This is a genomic window from Lysinibacillus sphaericus (assembly GCF_001629735.1).
Lineage (GTDB): Bacteria > Bacillota > Bacilli > Bacillales_A > Planococcaceae > Lysinibacillus > Lysinibacillus pinottii.
Genome location: NZ_CP015224.1, coordinates 1,712,779 through 1,729,449, shown reverse-complemented (window position 1 = coordinate 1,729,449; position 16,671 = coordinate 1,712,779). Strand labels below are relative to the sequence as shown.

At 34.0% G+C, this 16,671-nt stretch carries 23 protein-coding genes and 1 pseudogene; 17 read left to right on the top strand and 7 right to left on the bottom strand.

Annotated features, from left to right (window positions below; translation table 11 throughout):
• Positions 1 to 30: 30 nt before the first annotated feature.
• Positions 31 to 312 carry a CPCC family cysteine-rich protein gene (locus A2J09_RS08445; protein ID WP_012294732.1) on the top strand — a complete coding sequence of 94 codons (282 nt, stop codon included), beginning with the start codon at positions 31 to 33 and terminating at the stop codon, positions 310 to 312.
• A 199-nt stretch (positions 313 to 511) separates the two neighbouring features.
• Here the strand turns inward: A2J09_RS08445 and A2J09_RS08440 are convergent, their stop codons facing one another.
• Entirely contained in the window at positions 512 to 775 is a 264-nt protein-coding gene (locus A2J09_RS08440; protein ID WP_012294730.1) for a hypothetical protein, read from the bottom strand.
• A gap of 649 nt (positions 776 to 1,424) precedes the next feature.
• Between A2J09_RS08440 and A2J09_RS08435 the strand changes: the two genes are divergently transcribed.
• The gene (locus tag A2J09_RS08435; RefSeq protein WP_012294729.1) at positions 1,425 to 2,279 is read left to right on the top strand and encodes a hypothetical protein; all 855 of its coding nucleotides are present in this window, start codon (positions 1,425 to 1,427) and stop codon (positions 2,277 to 2,279) included.
• A gap of 243 nt (positions 2,280 to 2,522) precedes the next feature.
• On the opposite strand, the gene A2J09_RS08430 is transcribed toward A2J09_RS08435, so the two are convergent.
• Both A2J09_RS08430 and A2J09_RS08425 read right to left on the bottom strand, forming a co-directional pair.
• Positions 2,523 to 2,807, bottom strand: coding sequence for a hypothetical protein (locus A2J09_RS08430; protein ID WP_012294727.1), 285 nt, complete (start codon positions 2,805 to 2,807; stop codon positions 2,523 to 2,525).
• A 235-nt stretch (positions 2,808 to 3,042) separates the two neighbouring features.
• Entirely contained in the window at positions 3,043 to 3,465 is a 423-nt protein-coding gene (locus A2J09_RS08425; RefSeq protein ID WP_012294726.1) for a ferritin-like domain-containing protein, read from the bottom strand.
• A 616-nt stretch (positions 3,466 to 4,081) separates the two neighbouring features.
• On the opposite strand from A2J09_RS08425, the gene A2J09_RS08415 reads away from it, so the two are divergent.
• The gene (locus A2J09_RS08415) at positions 4,082 to 4,354 is read left to right on the top strand and encodes a hypothetical protein (protein WP_227256854.1); all 273 of its coding nucleotides are present in this window, start codon (positions 4,082 to 4,084) and stop codon (positions 4,352 to 4,354) included.
• A 144-nt stretch (positions 4,355 to 4,498) separates the two neighbouring features.
• On the opposite strand, the gene A2J09_RS08410 is transcribed toward A2J09_RS08415, so the two are convergent.
• Complete coding sequence (locus A2J09_RS08410) at positions 4,499 to 4,879, bottom strand: hypothetical protein (protein WP_012294724.1); 381 nt, start codon at positions 4,877 to 4,879, stop codon at positions 4,499 to 4,501.
• A 666-nt stretch (positions 4,880 to 5,545) separates the two neighbouring features.
• On the opposite strand from A2J09_RS08410, the gene A2J09_RS08405 reads away from it, so the two are divergent.
• Entirely contained in the window at positions 5,546 to 5,767 is a 222-nt protein-coding gene (locus A2J09_RS08405; protein ID WP_036161846.1) for a hypothetical protein, read from the top strand.
• Positions 5,768 to 6,016: 249 nt separating this feature from the next.
• Positions 6,017 to 6,736: a hypothetical protein gene (locus A2J09_RS08400; protein WP_012294722.1), complete on the top strand. Its 720-nt coding sequence runs from the start codon at positions 6,017 to 6,019 to the stop codon at positions 6,734 to 6,736.
• Positions 6,737 to 6,834: 98 nt separating this feature from the next.
• On the opposite strand, the gene A2J09_RS08395 is transcribed toward A2J09_RS08400, so the two are convergent.
• Positions 6,835 to 7,038 (bottom strand): hypothetical protein, encoded by a 204-nt coding sequence (locus A2J09_RS08395; RefSeq protein ID WP_012294721.1) that lies wholly within the window; start codon positions 7,036 to 7,038, stop codon positions 6,835 to 6,837.
• A gap of 334 nt (positions 7,039 to 7,372) precedes the next feature.
• Here A2J09_RS08395 and A2J09_RS08390 point away from each other — a divergent pair, with 334 nt between their 5' ends.
• The gene (locus A2J09_RS08390) at positions 7,373 to 7,735 is read left to right on the top strand and encodes a PD-(D/E)XK nuclease-like domain-containing protein (RefSeq protein WP_051563255.1); all 363 of its coding nucleotides are present in this window, start codon (positions 7,373 to 7,375) and stop codon (positions 7,733 to 7,735) included.
• Positions 7,736 to 8,290: 555 nt separating this feature from the next.
• Positions 8,291 to 8,428: a hypothetical protein gene (locus tag A2J09_RS23700; RefSeq protein WP_012294719.1), complete on the top strand. Its 138-nt coding sequence runs from the start codon at positions 8,291 to 8,293 to the stop codon at positions 8,426 to 8,428.
• A gap of 32 nt (positions 8,429 to 8,460) precedes the next feature.
• Here A2J09_RS23700 and A2J09_RS08385 read toward each other — a convergent pair whose 3' ends face one another.
• Positions 8,461 to 9,177: a copper amine oxidase N-terminal domain-containing protein gene (locus A2J09_RS08385; RefSeq protein WP_012294718.1), complete on the bottom strand. Its 717-nt coding sequence runs from the start codon at positions 9,175 to 9,177 to the stop codon at positions 8,461 to 8,463.
• Positions 9,178 to 9,505: 328 nt separating this feature from the next.
• On the opposite strand from A2J09_RS08385, the gene A2J09_RS08380 reads away from it, so the two are divergent.
• The 7 genes from A2J09_RS08380 (at position 9,506) to A2J09_RS08350 (ending at position 13,525) form a co-directional block, all read left to right on the top strand.
• The gene (locus tag A2J09_RS08380; protein WP_012294717.1) at positions 9,506 to 10,066 is read left to right on the top strand and encodes a hypothetical protein; all 561 of its coding nucleotides are present in this window, start codon (positions 9,506 to 9,508) and stop codon (positions 10,064 to 10,066) included.
• Between the two features lie 208 nt (positions 10,067 to 10,274).
• Positions 10,275 to 11,096 (top strand): hypothetical protein, encoded by an 822-nt coding sequence (locus A2J09_RS08375; RefSeq protein WP_012294716.1) that lies wholly within the window; start codon positions 10,275 to 10,277, stop codon positions 11,094 to 11,096.
• 207 nt (positions 11,097 to 11,303) lie between these two features.
• On the top strand, positions 11,304 to 11,570 hold the full coding sequence (locus tag A2J09_RS08370; RefSeq protein WP_309150427.1) for a terminase large subunit: 267 nt from the start codon (positions 11,304 to 11,306) through the stop codon (positions 11,568 to 11,570).
• A gap of 56 nt (positions 11,571 to 11,626) precedes the next feature.
• Positions 11,627 to 12,052, top strand: coding sequence for a phage portal protein (locus tag A2J09_RS23935; protein WP_012294713.1), 426 nt, complete (start codon positions 11,627 to 11,629; stop codon positions 12,050 to 12,052).
• On the top strand, positions 11,994 to 12,404 hold the full coding sequence (locus tag A2J09_RS23930) for a phage portal protein (protein WP_206701078.1): 411 nt from the start codon (positions 11,994 to 11,996) through the stop codon (positions 12,402 to 12,404). The genes A2J09_RS23935 and A2J09_RS23930 overlap by 59 nt, the downstream gene beginning before the upstream one ends.
• Before the next feature lie 45 nt (positions 12,405 to 12,449).
• Positions 12,450 to 12,938 carry a phage minor head protein gene (locus A2J09_RS08355; RefSeq protein WP_080695206.1) on the top strand — a complete coding sequence of 163 codons (489 nt, stop codon included), beginning with the start codon at positions 12,450 to 12,452 and terminating at the stop codon, positions 12,936 to 12,938.
• Between the two features lie 188 nt (positions 12,939 to 13,126).
• Entirely contained in the window at positions 13,127 to 13,525 is a 399-nt protein-coding gene (locus A2J09_RS08350) for a hypothetical protein (RefSeq protein WP_036161838.1), read from the top strand.
• 78 nt (positions 13,526 to 13,603) lie between these two features.
• Here the strand turns inward: A2J09_RS08350 and A2J09_RS22935 are convergent.
• Positions 13,604 to 13,920 (bottom strand): annotated as a pseudogene (locus A2J09_RS22935) (transposase); the annotation flags it as partial.
• A gap of 457 nt (positions 13,921 to 14,377) precedes the next feature.
• On the opposite strand from A2J09_RS22935, the gene A2J09_RS08345 reads away from it, so the two are divergent.
• The 3 genes from A2J09_RS08345 (at position 14,378) to A2J09_RS08335 (ending at position 16,668) form a co-directional block, all read left to right on the top strand.
• Complete coding sequence (locus tag A2J09_RS08345) at positions 14,378 to 14,803, top strand: acyl-CoA thioesterase (RefSeq protein WP_031416085.1); 426 nt, start codon at positions 14,378 to 14,380, stop codon at positions 14,801 to 14,803.
• A gap of 12 nt (positions 14,804 to 14,815) precedes the next feature.
• On the top strand, positions 14,816 to 15,190 hold the full coding sequence (locus tag A2J09_RS08340; RefSeq protein WP_012294707.1) for a DUF423 domain-containing protein: 375 nt from the start codon (positions 14,816 to 14,818) through the stop codon (positions 15,188 to 15,190).
• A 146-nt stretch (positions 15,191 to 15,336) separates the two neighbouring features.
• Positions 15,337 to 16,668 (top strand): SPFH domain-containing protein, encoded by a 1,332-nt coding sequence (locus A2J09_RS08335; protein ID WP_031416084.1) that lies wholly within the window; start codon positions 15,337 to 15,339, stop codon positions 16,666 to 16,668.
• Positions 16,669 to 16,671: the final 3 nt, after the last annotated feature.

Genomic DNA, 16,671 nt, shown 5'->3' with positions numbered 1-16,671 from the left:
ATTTACTTATAAAAGTATTGGAGAAATTATATGAAATATACTTGTCCTTGTTGTGGATATAGAACATTAGGCGAAGAACCACCCAGAACTTATGATATTTGTGAAATTTGTTTTTGGGAAGATGATGGAATTCAATTTTCTGACCCTGATTGTATAGGAGGAGCTAATATTCCATCCTTAAGGCAAGCACAAAAAAATTTTATTGTATTTGGAGCTTGTGAAGAAAGATGTATTGAATTTGTAAGAAAACCTAATGAAAAAGACGAAAAAGACCCTAATTGGAAACGTATAGATTTCCAAGTTTTGAAATAGAAAAAATTTACCGTTATATGACGGATGAAGAACTTGCACAAAATTCAGAAGCGATAAATGATGATCTACATGCAATTTATTATGAAAAATGAGCTTCATGTACAATACCCACCATGGGAAAATTGATCCATATAGTTCCTTAAAGAAAACCCAGGTACTTGTGTATCTGGGTTTTTATTCTTTTTCAAATTGCTATCATTTAATTTAATTTAGATAAAGTATCTATAATGAAAATCAGGATCATAAGTCCAATTACAATTACGAAAACCTTACCTGAAGATTTTTCATTTTGCACATCATTTTGAATTTCGTTACGTATTCTCTCTGACACTTCTCTCGTTTTTTTCGTTGTTGTTTTATCTTCAAAAATTGTATTACAATACTCACATTTCACAAATACTAAACCATCTCGATATACTTTTTTAAAAGGAGTATTGGCTAAACAATTAGGACAATTATTCATACATTCCACCTCGATTTATCTATCTTCTATTTACCATTTTAGGAAATTTGACATGAATTGTATATATAAATAAAATAAGTCATCAAATTTATGGAAGAGTATTTAATATCATTAATAATGCAAATATCAGATTTATTTTTGACTCATGAAGTATGTTTGACACGAACGGATAAAAGCTTTAAAAATATTGCGATAGAGATACACCTGATTTCAGCGAGATATTTTGGTGGCTTTCAAATAGTGAATTACTAAAGGTATACGATGAAATTTTAAAAGCCCAGGTACTCAATTAATTTTGAGCCGGGGCTTTTTCTGACTAACAGTTCTTCAGTTATAGATAAAATCTAAACTATTTCAGAGAATAATTTTTCATTTTAACCTATGATAAAATGAGTTGTCAATAATAAATTTGTGGAATTACTAAAAAAATGTTATAATAATGTTACAATTATTTTTAAAATCGTATTTTTGAATTCTGAAGTCCTTTTTGCTGATAGAGTTTGGGTACGTTTTTTTAATATCCTTTTATAAGCCAAAGAAAAAATCAAAACAATTATGTGAGCTTTTAAGGAAGTTAGTTGAAAATAAATGTATTAATTTACTATCTAATTGTAATTAAGTTTTTTATTCCTTAAGGAGGACTAAAATAATGAATCTAATCAATAAGAAAGTTACACACAAGCGTTTTGGTATAGGTAGTATAGTGAAGCATAACGATTCTAGTATTGAAATCCATTTCGCATCGGAAAATAAAAAGTTTGTTTATCCGGATGTATTTGGAAACCATCTAATATTACATGATAAAAGTGATGCTAAATTACTTGAAGAAATTATACAAAAAAAGGAAAAAGAACGAAAAGAAGAGGAACTAAAAAAGGAGGAGGAAAAAAAACAACAACGAAAAAAATTGGCACTTCGCTTGGAACATGAAAAACTTATGAAAAACCATAAACTACATCCATCCTCTCAAATGGTTTTTTGGTGTGACACAAATGAACAGAATAGTGCTTTTTCAGAGTGGAAAGTTTTTTCAGGAATATTGAAAAGTGGTAATAACATAGGAAAGCCAAACAAGCCGAGCCGATTGCACCCAAATAGTGCTGTCGTCTTAACAGCAATAGATCCCAAAATGCCTGAAAAAGACAGACGTATTTTAGGTGTCTATATGGTGAAAGAAGATTTTGTTGGTAAAATTTGTGAAGATGGATACATTCCAGCTCATTCCTTATACAGAATTCAGCTTACAGAACAAGAATCGAATCAGTTACTTTTCTGGAAATATTATATAAACGAAAAATCCCCTGAAAAAATAATATGGAAAACAGGTAAATATCGTTATTTTGAAAATTTGTGGATGGCACAAATTTTGCTTGATATAGTTTCGTTGAAAAGTGATTCAAATGAACGGGAGCTGGCACAACAATTTTTCAAACATTTTTGTAAAATGAATCAGATATCAGCTCAAGAATTACCAAAACCAGATGGTGCATTAATGCGTATTTAGACATTAACCCAAATATTATGAGGATGACTAAAAACCACTCTTGATAGAGTGGTTTTGAAATTAGATAAGGCATGTTCAAACAGTATTGTAGCAATGGCATCATACGTAAATGGTTTAGGTGCAGTTACATTCGTTTCTGGTGATTCGTGGAAAGCTACTTCATTGAGCATGACAAAGAAATAAATTATTCAAGGGACGCTCATATTGAGTGTCCTTTAATTTTTTGATACTAACTGGTTTGTATTAAAAATAATGAGATGGCTTTTTTTTATTATTTAAATACTGTTCTCTTACTAATTGTGTGTAGTCCTTTACTATTTTAGAAAGTGTGTCAGTATCTACAGAAGGAAGTGAAGGCATAATTTCAAAAAGTTGAGGGGCAAAAGATAAGGTTTTTCCTTTATATGTAGCAATAATTATTATTTTTATGAATCCAATATCCCCAAATGTTTTGTAGTGCTCACTTGTGATTAGTATCTCTTTTTGAGGGTGCAATTTAACCCATTTTCTTACACGGAATTTTTCCATTGAAACACCACTCCAATTATGATAATTTAACACTTTATATTTTATCATTAATTCCTATAAAAGGGTGCTTATATATGTATAATTTTAACTTTTGAAATAATAATAACCATTTTTATCGAGGTGTAATATGGGGTAAAAACAACTAGTTGAGTTATACACTATCTTGATTGGCGGTTGTAAGTAATTCCTGATAATCAATAAAAAAACCGACCATTTAGCCGGTAATATTTCATTATCAATATTGGTTAATAAAGAATAAAAACCAAACTGCGTGATTCTGTTCATCTGAAGCATTGGAACTGAATTGATTACTAATATAAGGAATATTATATTCTCTAGCAACACGATGATAAAATTCCACGGCTTCTTGTTCATCTTTAAATGCCGTTAAAATACCATTCTTAAAGTTCTGTGGCAATGTTTCGCTTATTTGTAGAGTTGGTTGTTGAGCTGTAAGGTAAGTATAGGTATAAACAAAACCTTGGTAATGTCTTATTTCATCTTTTTGTATTTCTAGTATACGATTTTTAACTTCCTCATTTGGAGCAAGCTTTGCCAATTGTTCATAATATCGAATAGCATTATATTCGCCGTTAATGGCTTTATTAAGGTCGAGAATTAATCTATTGTTTGAAGTTGGTTGTACAGTGTATTGCAAAGGTTTACCCTCCTTTTTTATATTTTAATGTCACCTTTTAAGGTTTAGGAGAAGCTCTAGTAATCGACTTTTTAACTTGCATTAATTCATTTATTAAATAGTCTATTTGCTTTTGAAGAGCCTTTACTACCTTAGATTGATCACTGGATTTGAGGATTTTGGTTATTTGTTTTTTTTAAAGCATTTGATGCTAAACCTGCTGCAACAGCAGATAGGCCATCACCCAAAGTGAATTATTTTTGGTCATTTCAATCAATAACCTCTTTACTTACATAGTGATGAATTACCACAACCGTATTCTATGTATTGCGTTACATAAAGGTGACAGCTCACAATCGGGTTACAGACGATACAGCATACAGATGAACAAATAATGAGGGGGAGAACCATTCATATTAGTAAAAATCGAAGAAATCTAAACCGAAAGCGCCTTTGCCGATTCAATAATTTGCTCATATAACTCATTGGCTTTCTTGAAAAGACTATTTAACAACAATTGGGTATAAGGGTGCCCATATAGAAAGGCTGTAGCGTGTTCACGCTTCTGCTCGAATTGGTTTATGCCCTTTGATGGCTTGTCAGATAAGTCATGATAGCTCAGTTTGAAGGCAAACCTATGCTAAAAGAAAGAACACTACCAAAGGCAGCAATCGGCGTAGGCGATCCAATTATGCAGGATGCAATTAGACGTTCGAAAAATAGGAAACGTGTTACTGAGTATGAAAAGAAGCTTTTTGAGGTTCAAAATTTAAACGAAGAAGTTGCTGGTGATAGAGAGGTCCAAGTGTTGAACTGGATGTTAGACGGCAAGTCCCAGCGATGGATAGGGCTACACATGGCTCTATCAGCAACAAGCATTAAACGTATTAAGCATGCATCGTTAAGATGATTGCATGAATTGGGGCCTTGGCTCCTACGAATTAATTGCCACAATTAAAGAGTGTGGCAATTAATAAGATTTATATTTAGGTATCAGTTATAACCTTCACGCAAATTAATAATAAATACTAATCATGGTATATATTATTCGTCCTCAAATACCTGTTTTATATTTAGAGATATTTTTTTCCTTTTCAAAAATAGAAGTATTCTGTTCATATTTTTGGGGATTAGATACCTTTTCAAGCTCTTGTATCAACATATCCTCTATATCTATAGACTCTTTCATGTTTTCTTTGGTTTGTTTTACCTCCTTAACAAGTACTCTAACTAATTTTTGTCCATTCGATTTCACAAGATATGTACGTATATATCCATCTTCATATCTGGTTTCGAATTTAGGTTTGATATTTTTTTCATTTTCGTCTTCATCTTTGTTTTTAATTCCAAATAAATCTAAGAGGCTTTCATTTTTTATATTTTTATTTACCTCAGTTTTAAAATAAATTAATGTATTATTGGTTTGGATTTTCATCAATAATTCTCCTTAATTACAAAATATTTTAAATTAAACACTTTGAAATAGGTTTAATTTAGTATTTTTTATACGTTATTATACCTTATATAGTTAAAAATTGGAGGTTTTTGAAAATTCATTCAGTGCTTTTAACATCAGTTTGCTGATATACAAATATTATAGCATTCATGACTACACTATAATTTGTTCATGTACAAATGTAATAGATGTATAAATGTTACATTCGTTACACATTAGGTATTTAAAATCTTTTCTTCTTGTAAACTGGAGGGGAGGTTGGAGACAGAAAAATGTTTCCTCTCTTGGTATTTATAAAAAACCTAACTATTAGGGAAAGACATACTTACGAGCGGCCAGTGCTGAACAAACTTGTTCGAAGCATCCCATACAACGCCAGCCCATTTTTTTAAGAGATTAAGTAATTCTAGTAAATCAAAAAGCCGCCGAGTCCGAGTGTAACAGTACCATTCATAAGCTTAGAGGATTCGAGAAAGCAATTTAGTGCAAAATAAAGTTTGATAAGTATCGTTATTATTTTAAAGTAATCAAATTTGTTTTGTATTTAAGTAAGAAAAATTATATGCGAAATTTATCAATGTGGTAAAATAAACCATAATAAAGTATTGAAATAACAGAAAAGATATTTAATAGGAGGTTGAGTGTATGAATGAAGAAAAGAATAATAAAATACATATTTTAGCGATATTATTGATGATATCGTTATTGGTTGCGGCGTTTGTAATTTTTTTCTTAGGTCATTACATGGTGGGTTCTATTTTATTTGTAATTTTTATGCTGATTTTGAATGCTATTAGTAGTTGGCAGAAAATGAAAAATGATGAGTACATCCATTTGAAAAATTTTAAAAATAATGAGAAATGGTAATTGGCAGGATTGAAAATCATCATTATCAAAGCCCAGGTACTCATAAATTTGAGCCTGGGCATTTTTAATGAACATATGTTAACTCTATCTTTTTAGAAGATAACGACAATTTATCTACTTATTCAAATGTCATTGTCCTATTTCCGTCGGCTGAAATATCAAAGAAATAAAACTAGCTATGATAACTATTATTACAGCTCTGGTGAATTCTCCCCAAATTATGTATATTTGTGTATGAGGAGGGATTAGATGCAAAGAGTTATTCACCTAATAATCATTTCGTTGGTTGGAATATATTTCGTGTATGGTTTGTCTAGTATATTTTTAAACACCCAAGGAAATACAGCTGCGGACTTTATAATTTTAGCTATTTTATTAGTACTAGTTGCTCTATTTGAGGGATTTTTAATTCAACTTTATAGAAGAGAATATAGTGCTAAAGCTATAAAAGCACGCAAAGAAAGAGAAGCTAATAGAAAGAGAGAACAATTCGATGCAGAGAGTAAAGTACTTGGTTCAAGAGCTCGACAACAACTATTCAATGCAGATTTATGTATTAAAGTAAAACATATAGCTGGTTTACCAATTGCTGAAGGTGCTGAAACCTTTGTTTACAGATGCACAGATAAGGTCATTTTTGAGAGGGGTCAAGACACAATCGAGTTAGATATAAATAAAGTTACCGATATTCTAATAAAAACAGATGTTGAGATTCAAAAAAGCTGGGTAAGTAATGCTGGAAGAGCTATAGCGGGGGATAATATTTTTGGTTCGTTAGGTGCTATAATTGGAGGACTAGAAAAAGAAAAAACAAGTACTGTCATAGAAAAGTATTTAATTTTTGCTTATGAAAAGAATGGTGGGCAAAAATATATATCTTTTGAAGTCACTAAAGAACCTAATGCAAACTTATTTAATTCAAATTATTACAATCTCTCCCATAACGAAAGAAGATTTACGAGTCTATAGAGTGCCAAATTGGTGCTCTTTTTTGTATTTGAAATTAGTTTTGAATAGTATAGAAAAGAATTGTAAATGCGGCTACAGAACAACAAAAACCAAGACAGCTACATGCCGTCTTGGTCTATTTTCATTTCTAATAATACTTGTTTTCGTTCTAAAATCAATTCCATAATCTCATCTAAATCTTCTTCTAAAGCATAATTTTTTATAAAGCTGCGCGCGCTTGATCGTGCACTAATGTATTTTGCTCCCTCCTTATTCTTCTCTTGCCAACGATTATTAACTTCGGTCTGGGAATTCCCCTCCATCTTAACCCTTCCACAGTTAAGATTCAGTTTTGATTTTGGAGTAGGGGTAGAGGCTATCTCCAAATACGAAAATGTCCGTAGTAAAGTACCTGCGGATATAAGTAAAAGTATTGTATAGAAGTTCGACAATCCTAAACTTGTACTTGCTGTAAAACATCAATATACAGGTACGGAGCCGATTTGGTTAAACGGTCCAAATGTAGACCTTCGTCGCTGTCGTATACGTGAAAATACAATAGAAGAACTTCAAGAAGCATTGGATTCAATAACTAGTACAAGCCTAGCAAAACCTAGTGATGCTATTGAACACTTTTAAAGGAAGAACATCATTGACATGATTGAGGTGGCAGTTGAGGCAACTAAAGCACTAGCGAATTTTATAGCAGTAACAACGGAGCACCTTGTAAAGAGCACTCAAGAGCTTCGAAAGCATTACTGGAGCGAGAAATACAATACTTGGGTTTCGTTTGTACAAGCCTTCGATTATGTGTTGCAAATGTGGGTATATAAAGAAATCATCTTTCAAAATACAGGTCGTTATATGATCTATACATTGTGGCAATTACAAAAGAATCGCCACCCGATAAAGCCGTTTTACACTTCGATTCAGGACGTTTCTACTTTGAGAAAGAATATGTTCAATCGATGTAAGCATCATAGATGCAAAGCTAGGGCGCAAAAATGCACATCGATGTGACAAGTGCGAATATTGCCCAGGAACCAAGAAACTAAGTGGCACATACGAAATTGAATATCTATTAGATTAGGCGGTGCAAATGGATGAATAATGTACCCCAAAAAGTACTTCTGCCTGCTTGAATATTTGTTCAGGCGAAGGATAACGATGAAATCAGACGTTTGGTGCTGGAGTACATGACTAGGTATCGGAATTATCGAATTGTCAAAGTGAGTGGTAGTTTTGCAGTTTGTGAGAAGTTAGAGAGCTTTTTATAGAAGCTCTCCATACTACATTACTTTTCTAACTTGTCAGCAATTCTTAATAGAATTTCAGTTTGTTCTTTTTGGATATTAATGATTTTAAGCACGAACCAGACTATAAATATTACTGGTACAAGATAAAACATTAATAAAAAGAAAATAGGTATAATTCCAAATAATATTTCCATAACTGTATAAAAACCTCCTTGCTGGATTATTGTACCATAGCTAATTGGATATTTGAGGTTAATTTTAGGCTGGTAATTTAAGATTAAAAATTTGAAAATTTAGAATATGGGAGGTGTTTATAACTGTGATATACAGAGAACGCAAACGAGCGATATTCTCTGCGCTTTGTAGAGAGCTTGGAAAATCAGATGCTTATGATCAGTATTTTTGGGGCTATGAAGAAGAAAAGTGTAAAGTGTGTGGTTCAGAAGTGGAAGAGTAAAAGGGAGGATTTTTCTCCTCCCTTAATATACCTTACTTATAAAATCTTGCATCAAATAGACCAACGGTAGCATCATTTCCAGTACGTTCTTTTTTAATTAATTTAAAGCCAATTTTATTGGCACCTTTAAGTTTTAATTCGATATTCTTTGGCATTTCACCAGCAGAAATTGTATAGGTTTCTTGTAATTTCTCATCAAGATAAACCTCCAATTTTAATTCTGTAGATATATTTTTACTTTTTTCAGTCAATCCAAAAATAGTTTTAAAAGTGTTGAATTGACCATTTAAAGGAAATTCAAGCAATGACCATTGATCACCCCTATAATTAGCTGAAATTGTAATGTAGTTGCTGTAATCATTTCCAATATTATCAGAAATTGTTTTTTGGTTAAATGAATAACTATATAAATCGCTAAAACCTACTTCGCTTTGGAAGTTCATATAATCTAGATCTCTTCCAGGGTAAAAAGCAGATTTTTCACTAGTTTTCCCTATATTTATTGTTTGATTAGCGCTATCCCATTCCACTGGAGATCCAAGTTGCTCACTAATGAAGCGTAATGGAACATAAGTAGTACCATTGTATGTAAAAGGTTTGTTTTCTGGCATCTTAGATACCTGGTTAATCTTGATATCTTTGACATTATAGAAAACTTCGAGTGTTTTACTATTAGAACTAGCATAAACACCCGCACTTCCTAATAGGAGCGCACCTGCAACTGAAAATCCGATTAATTTTTTTTTCATAAATATTATTCCTCCATAAATCTAATTGAATGAGACATATTGCTCAAGTGTAATGGTTCTTTATTCGTTGTTTATTAATGAGGTTAAAGAACCTTTTTACTCATATTATTATAATGTATTGGACAATTTTAGCAAGTTTAATATTTTTTTAAAAAATAAGGAAGGTATATGTGTTTACTTTGTTTAAATGTATTAGCCCTGTTAAATTGAATGAATCATTAAAGAAAAGAAAAAGCCGAGCGTTTGCACACGCTACAGCTCGAATTGGTTTATGCCCTTCTAGGCTAGTCAGATAAGATATTATAACACAACTTAGGAGGGCAAACTTATGTTAACAGGGCAAACAGTAAAAAAAGTATGGTCAGAGGCAGACATTAATTATCTAGTGAAAAACTATCGTTTCTGGAAGAAAGAAATCAATCGGTTAGAAAGGGTGTTATATGTTGGTTCAAGTTCAATGGGATCTTGGGGCGTAGCTCAGTATGGGATAGATGCAGCAATGCCAAAAGGGAGCTCCATTCGTAGTGCAGAAGAACTCAAGAGAATGGATGTACGTGAACGTGGTCAATTAGCTCGACTAGAAAAGCTACGTACTTATGTTTATGCATTAGAGGTGGCCTACAACCTTATTGATGACGAGCAACTTATAACGATTTATGATTGCTTACTTGATGGTATGACCTACAGACAGATCGCTGAACACCTATCAACAACTAAGGACTATGTGCGCTTAAAGAAACAAATCATTTTTAGCCAAAATAGCCAAATAAGTACGATTTTGACCACGAAGAATTTGCAGTGTAAATGGAGGGGAGGTCGGACAGGTAAATGTTTCTTCCCTTGGTATTTATCAAAACCTAACGAAATAACGTGGTACTCTCTGCTATGATGTCAAAAGTGAGCACTCGACATTAGGATTACCACAATATTTAAGCTTTCATCTTCGGATGAAGGCTTTTTCTTTTGCTTTGAAAACTGCATCAAACAGCCAAAACACTATGAGTTGAGAGGGAGAGTTTGGTGTGGTATTAAAAGAGTAGAAAATTATTAAGGTTTTGTACGTACCTTTTGTTCTATGATGGAGTGGGAGGGAAAGTATGAAATTAATTAACTTTTTAAAAAAATATCCTTTAACTATTCTAGGGTTTGTACTAGTAATACCACTTCTTATATCTGCATTTATGTATGTTCCTTTGTTTAAATTTTCAAAAGGAAATGTAGACGGATGGCTAGGTTTTTGGGGTAGTTATCTTGGAGGAACAATTGGGACAATGGGGGTAGTTGCTACAACATATTTTATAATAGAAGCGAACAAAGTAGCTACCAAGGATGCAGCTAAATTAAATGATCAAACAGAAAGAGAAAGAATACACACAACCTTTTTACTGAATAAGAATGAACTAATTATAGCTATTATAACGGAATTATATGAATTAAATAATACACGTTTTAATTTGCTTCAGAAATATGTTGCCTACTCAAAAAATATGAAAACTTTGAAAGATAATAAAAAAGTTTTGGAAAGGAATAAACTCATCGATGACTCTGATATTATTGGAAAAATAGATAAAATTAGGGATTCGTACCAACAATATTCAACAAATAGAAGTAATGTACTTGATGAGGAAACAAAGATAAGAGGAAAAATAATTACACTTTCAGCTCAATTAAAAACAGAAAGTATGTATTTCCCAAATTTAGAACTGGATATTGATGTTTTTAGAAAGGAAATTACCAAATCATTAGATACTCTCTTTGAGGCAATCGAAAAAACAACTGACGATTTAAGTGAGTTGGATAAAATAAGCGCTTTGATAGAACAAGATAGTGAGGGACGAAAAAACAGTTCAAATATATTAATTAGAAAATGTAGAAGTAACATTGACACATTGTTTAATGAATTTTTAATAAGAAAATAGTAAAAAAACTCTGTCTACACAGGGTTTTTTCTTTTGAGTAAAATAAGCGATTAGCATAATGGGGTGAGCCATTGATAGAACCAAAATTAACAGTGACACAACAAGCTTTTGCAGATTATTATATCGAATTAGGAGATGTGGAAGGAGCCGCATTGAAGGCAGCACTCGGTTTGCTTTTAACTTGAGGAAGAAGGGCTTAAGAAATCCATTATTAAAGCTTATAATGCCGAGCCAAAAACAATTACTTACTACAAACAGCGAGGCTTTAGTATGTTTGCTTGTAAGAAGCTCACACGCGTTGAAAATACAAAGAAGATGAAACGTTTCAAGCGAATCATTTGTTCTGATTCATGCGTGAATACAATTAGGGAGTTGAAGGAACTCACCTTCAAAAAAGATCCTAAAACAGATGAAATTTATGAAGATGAATTTAATATTGATCCACACACATTTTCGGCAATGTCTTACTTCTAGATGATTACGATGTTGCCAGTGTGAAAGGTGTCAATTCAAAATAAGGAGGTGGTAAAGTGAACGAATACATTGCTTATATCGACGAGAAATGCGTTACTCCTTTATTACTTGATAAGCTCGTTTCAGAAACTAAAGCTGAACGAAATAAAAGGTTATTAAACTACAACCGTTATAAAGCAGAATTATCAGCAGTATCGATTTTAACACATAAACCAACCGATTATGCTCAAGGTAATGACAATGTGGTCCGTGTTGACGACAAGGTGAACAATACACTTAATAACCCTCTAGATGCTGAAATAGTAGACACAAAGGTAGGCTACATGCTCGTTAATCCAATTTCATACGTATTAGACAAGCAAGCTCAAAGCCTTGATAAATTATCTGAGGCAATTGAGCTTTTTAATTTGCGTAATTCTATTGATGATTTGGACAACGAGTCAGGGAAGAAAACAGCTATTTGTGATTATTCAGCACGATAGCTTTACATTGATACGGATGGTAATGAAAGGGCAACCGTTATCGACCCATGGGAAACTATTAAAGTGCTATGTAGTGCATGGGCAAAAAAAAGGTATTTGCTCAAAGGATGATTACTTGAAAGTTTGGTATGAGTATAAGTGCAACATCCCTATCGACTTGTTATCGGAAGCTCAAGCTTCACAAGCGTTAAAAGGATTAGTGTCAGAGCGTACTCGCCTTTCTAAGTTATCGATTGTTGATGATGTGGATTATGAACTTGAAGAGATACAGAAGGATGCTCAATTGTATGGAAATGAGCTTGAATCTTTGAACGAGGATAACGATGATCCGAAAGAAGTTGATGAAACATGAATCAACAGGAGATCAATCGAATCCTTGACGATTTAGAGACCAAAGCTGGCAACCCTTGTTGCTCGTACTGAAGGGGGTCGAGTTAGATCACAAGTTGATTTAGCTATGGAAGAACAGGCTAGCAAAACAGCGTGGCTAACCAAAGTGTGGATGTCGTCACTTGATACGAGGGTTCGGAAGTCTCATAGAAAGCTAGATGGACAAAAAGCTGATAAAGATGGCTATTTTCATTACGGTAAGTGGAAATCGAAAGCACCGAGGTTATGGGATGTTGCATCAATGGATATTCAGTGCCGTTGCCATACGATTTACATGGTTAACGGTAAGTTACCTGAATATCGACGAGGCATAGACTACATGGACGATACTTACCAAAAGAAATTGGCTGCTCGTATTGATGCTTATATGTCCGATTTAGGTTTGACATACAAACAAGCTTTTAACAAAGCGTACAAAGAGGTGAAACCGCCAAGTGTCACAATACCATTCATAAGCTACGAGGAATGGAGAAATCAATTTAGTGGGAAGGGATGAATGTGACTTGCGTAGAGAAAACCTGATTAAGGTTGTGAAATAAAGTTTTTTATAAAAACCCTCTAATTTTATGATAGATGATTTCGTTTTTGGATAATTATGTTAAAGTTAGGTTGAAGCAGTTTTTGTTCAAGAAAAACATGATGTTATTTTATAGTTTAGAGAAAATATTGATTAGGAGGAGAAAAGTGAAACTAAATAAAATTTTAGGTACTATATTTCTTTTTTCAGTTTTGATTCTATGCGCTTGTTCAGATGGTGAAAAAAAATATAATATTTTTGGTGAAAGTAATAATTGGATTGTTAAGTATGAAACTGAAGTTACTAAAGAAAGAGAATTTGGAGAATTTACAATTAAATATATTGGAAAAGAACCTGCACCTGAAGTTTTTGTATATAAAATAAAGAATCCATCAACATCTCTAGATGTTGGTATTGGTGAAGAAACTTTTAACAATGAAAATAATGTACATTCATTCAATGTCGAATGTACTGGCTGTGAAGTTTATACAACTGAAAATGATAAGATCGAAGCAAAATTAGATTGGAACGGGAAATCAGAAATTATTAAATTGGACAGTAAATGAAAGATCTGACCAAAAAAGTTAGACATATTTGGTAAATCATTGCTGTATCCAACATACTCTTCGAGCATAGATGCTCTCTTAAGCTGTCTGCCACGTCCAAGTAGCTAGTTTCTTTAAATTCATGGCAGCAAAAGTAAGCATCGTCTGCATGGACCATTTTTTTAGACCTCTTAAGGTTGTCCATCGCATACCTTGCTTTTCTTTTGCATCCGCAAAGACGTGCTCAATCGTTTCTTTACGCTTGTATAATTTTGTTTGATGTCATAGGAATGGCGTAAATGCTCAGCTTCCTCCACATACAGTTCCCCAATATGGCGTTGAATGAGTTTTTGATGATGCTTACTTTCTGTACATTGGGAAAGGCTTGGACACTTCGCACAGTTCAAAGGATTCGAGGTTTCTCAAAAATTTACCTATGTAGATGTGGTACTTTATGTAGAAGTTGATGGGAACGAAGGGCGGCGACTCCCGCGGAAAGCGTCCGCCCGTAGTGGAAATCATCAACGGCTTTACTTTATTTCATTGTAAAAGAAAAAAGACTGTAAGCAAACTCTCAAATTTTTTGAATTTGTCTACAGTCTGAAATCACTCTTTCAAGAAAAATAGTGATTTTTTAGATATTTAATATTACACCTGCTCATTACTTTTATACTTTTATTTAAAATGATGGTACCCCACTTAAAAGGGTTTATATGAGTTTATATGAATTGTATTTCATCTTATAAAAAATCCATATTTATTTTAGGTATTCAAGAATAACTTCCATTTATTTTTCAACTCTCTTATTTTCATTGAGCAAAAACCCCACCAAACCAATACTTTTACGCTATAATGTAGGACGAGGTGAAGAAAATGTTTGTGAGTGAAAAACAGATTGAGATTCGATATGCAGAGACAGACCAAATGGGCGTTGTCTACCATGCCAACTATATAATTTGGATGGAGATTGGGCGTACGCAGCTTGTAAGTGATGTGGGCTTTAAGTATGCGGCGTTAGAAGAAGATGGTTATGTATCACCGGTTATGGATTTATCGATTTCCTATAAGGCTGCGATGCACTACGGACAGGTGGCAACGGTTCGTACTTGGGTAGAAAAGCATGACCGCTTACGAACAACCTATGGCTATGAAATTTTACATGAGGATGGTACAGTGGCGGCCACTGCACAGTCTGTACATATTTTAGCACGTAAGGATACATTGCGTCCGGTATCTTTAAGTAAGGTGGATCCTGCTTGGGATGCAAAATATAAAGAAATTGCCGTTGTGGCAAAATAGGAGAGAGCCTAAATGGAAATGTTTTTAGCGTTCGGTGCGATTTTGGCCTGCCTTGGTGTTATTTTAGGTGCTTTTGGGGCCCATGCTTTAAAGGATAAGTTTGCATCCCCCCATTATGCAGCTATTTGGGAAACAGCAGTTCAATATCAGATGTACCATGCATTAGGGATTATCGGCTTAGGTATTCTTTCAAATGAGACGCTTCTAGGAAGTTCTAGTCTGCTTTCATGGGCGGTATATCTAATGTTTACTGGGATTGTTTTCTTTTCTGGTAGCCTGTATGTCCTTGCCGTGACAGGTGTGAAAAAACTAGGCGCGATTACGCCCATAGGTGGAATGTTATTTATTATCGCTTGGGTACTTGTAGCAATTGCGGCATTCTCTTAAAAGAAAACGAGACAGTTCTCATAGGAGCTGCTCGTTTTTTTATGTGCGAATAAAGAAAAGTGAAACAATTTGTCTGATTATGCGTATTACATATTGTTTATAGATGATAAAATAAGCTAAATATCAATGTGAAGGTGGGAAATCAAATGGGTTTATTAAAAGCGGGAATTGGCGCGTTATCTGGCGTTTTAGAGGATCAATGGCGTGAATATTTCTATTGTGAGGCATTATCGGCGGATGTGCTTGTGACAAAAGGTGTGAAGCGCACGTCCAAACGAGGGTCCAATAAAGGGAATGACAATATAATTAGTAATGGTTCTATTATTGCGATAAACGAAGGGCAGTGTATGATGGTCGTTGAGCAGGGGAAAGTCGTAGAGTTTTCTTCGGAATCAGGCGAGTATGTTTATGATACGTCAACTGAACCTTCAATCATGTATGGCTCAGACCTGTCTCAGGGGATTATGGAGACCTTTAAGCAAATTGGCAAACGTTTTACATTTGGAGGAGAACCTGCGAAAGATCAGCGAGTTTACTATTTTAATAAGAAAGAAATAGTGGGGAATAAATACGGAACACCTGCACCTGTCCCTTTCCGTGTGATTGATCGCAATATTGGTTTAGATATTGATATTGCTATTCGTTGTCATGGCGAATATTCATATAAAATTATAGATCCACTACTATTCTATACAAATGTTTGTGGCAATGTAGAGCGTGAATATACAAGGGCTGCTATTGATAGCCAGTTGAAGTCAGAATTAATGACAGCTCTACAACCGGCGTTCGCACAGATTTCTGCTAGCGGCGTTCGCTATAGTGAAATACCTGCCCATACTGCTGCATTAGCAGAGGCTCTTAACAAAGTATTATCGGAAAAATGGCTTGCAACACGCGGATTAGCTGTTGTGTCTTTTGGTATTAGTACACTAAAAGCATCAGAAGAAGATGAGGCTATGATTAAGCAACTTCAACGCAGTGCTGTAATGCGTGACCCTGGAATGGCTGCGGCTCATTTAACAGGGGCACAGGCAGAAGCGATGATTGCAGCTGCCAACAATGAGGCGGGTGCAATGACAGGATTTATGGGCATGAACATGGCGGCACAAGCAGGTGGCATTAATGCTAGTCAGCTTTATCAAATGAATGAACAAAATAAGCAAGCACAAATGGCTCAAGCGGATAGGCAAAATCAATCAGCAAAAGAAGATAATTCATGGACATGTACATGTGGTCATGAAAATACTGGGAAGTTCTGTTCGAATTGTGGGACGGCAAAACCGGTTGAAGAAGGTTGGTCATGTGCATGTGGAGCGGTGAATAAAGGGAAGTTCTGCAGTGAATGTGGGACAAAAAAACCTACAGGAGCGTTATTATACGCATGTGATAAATGTGGATGGACACCAGTAGACCCTGCAAATCCACCTAAGTTCTGCCCTGAATGTGGCGATGTGTTTGATGAAAATGACGTGAAGTAAGGA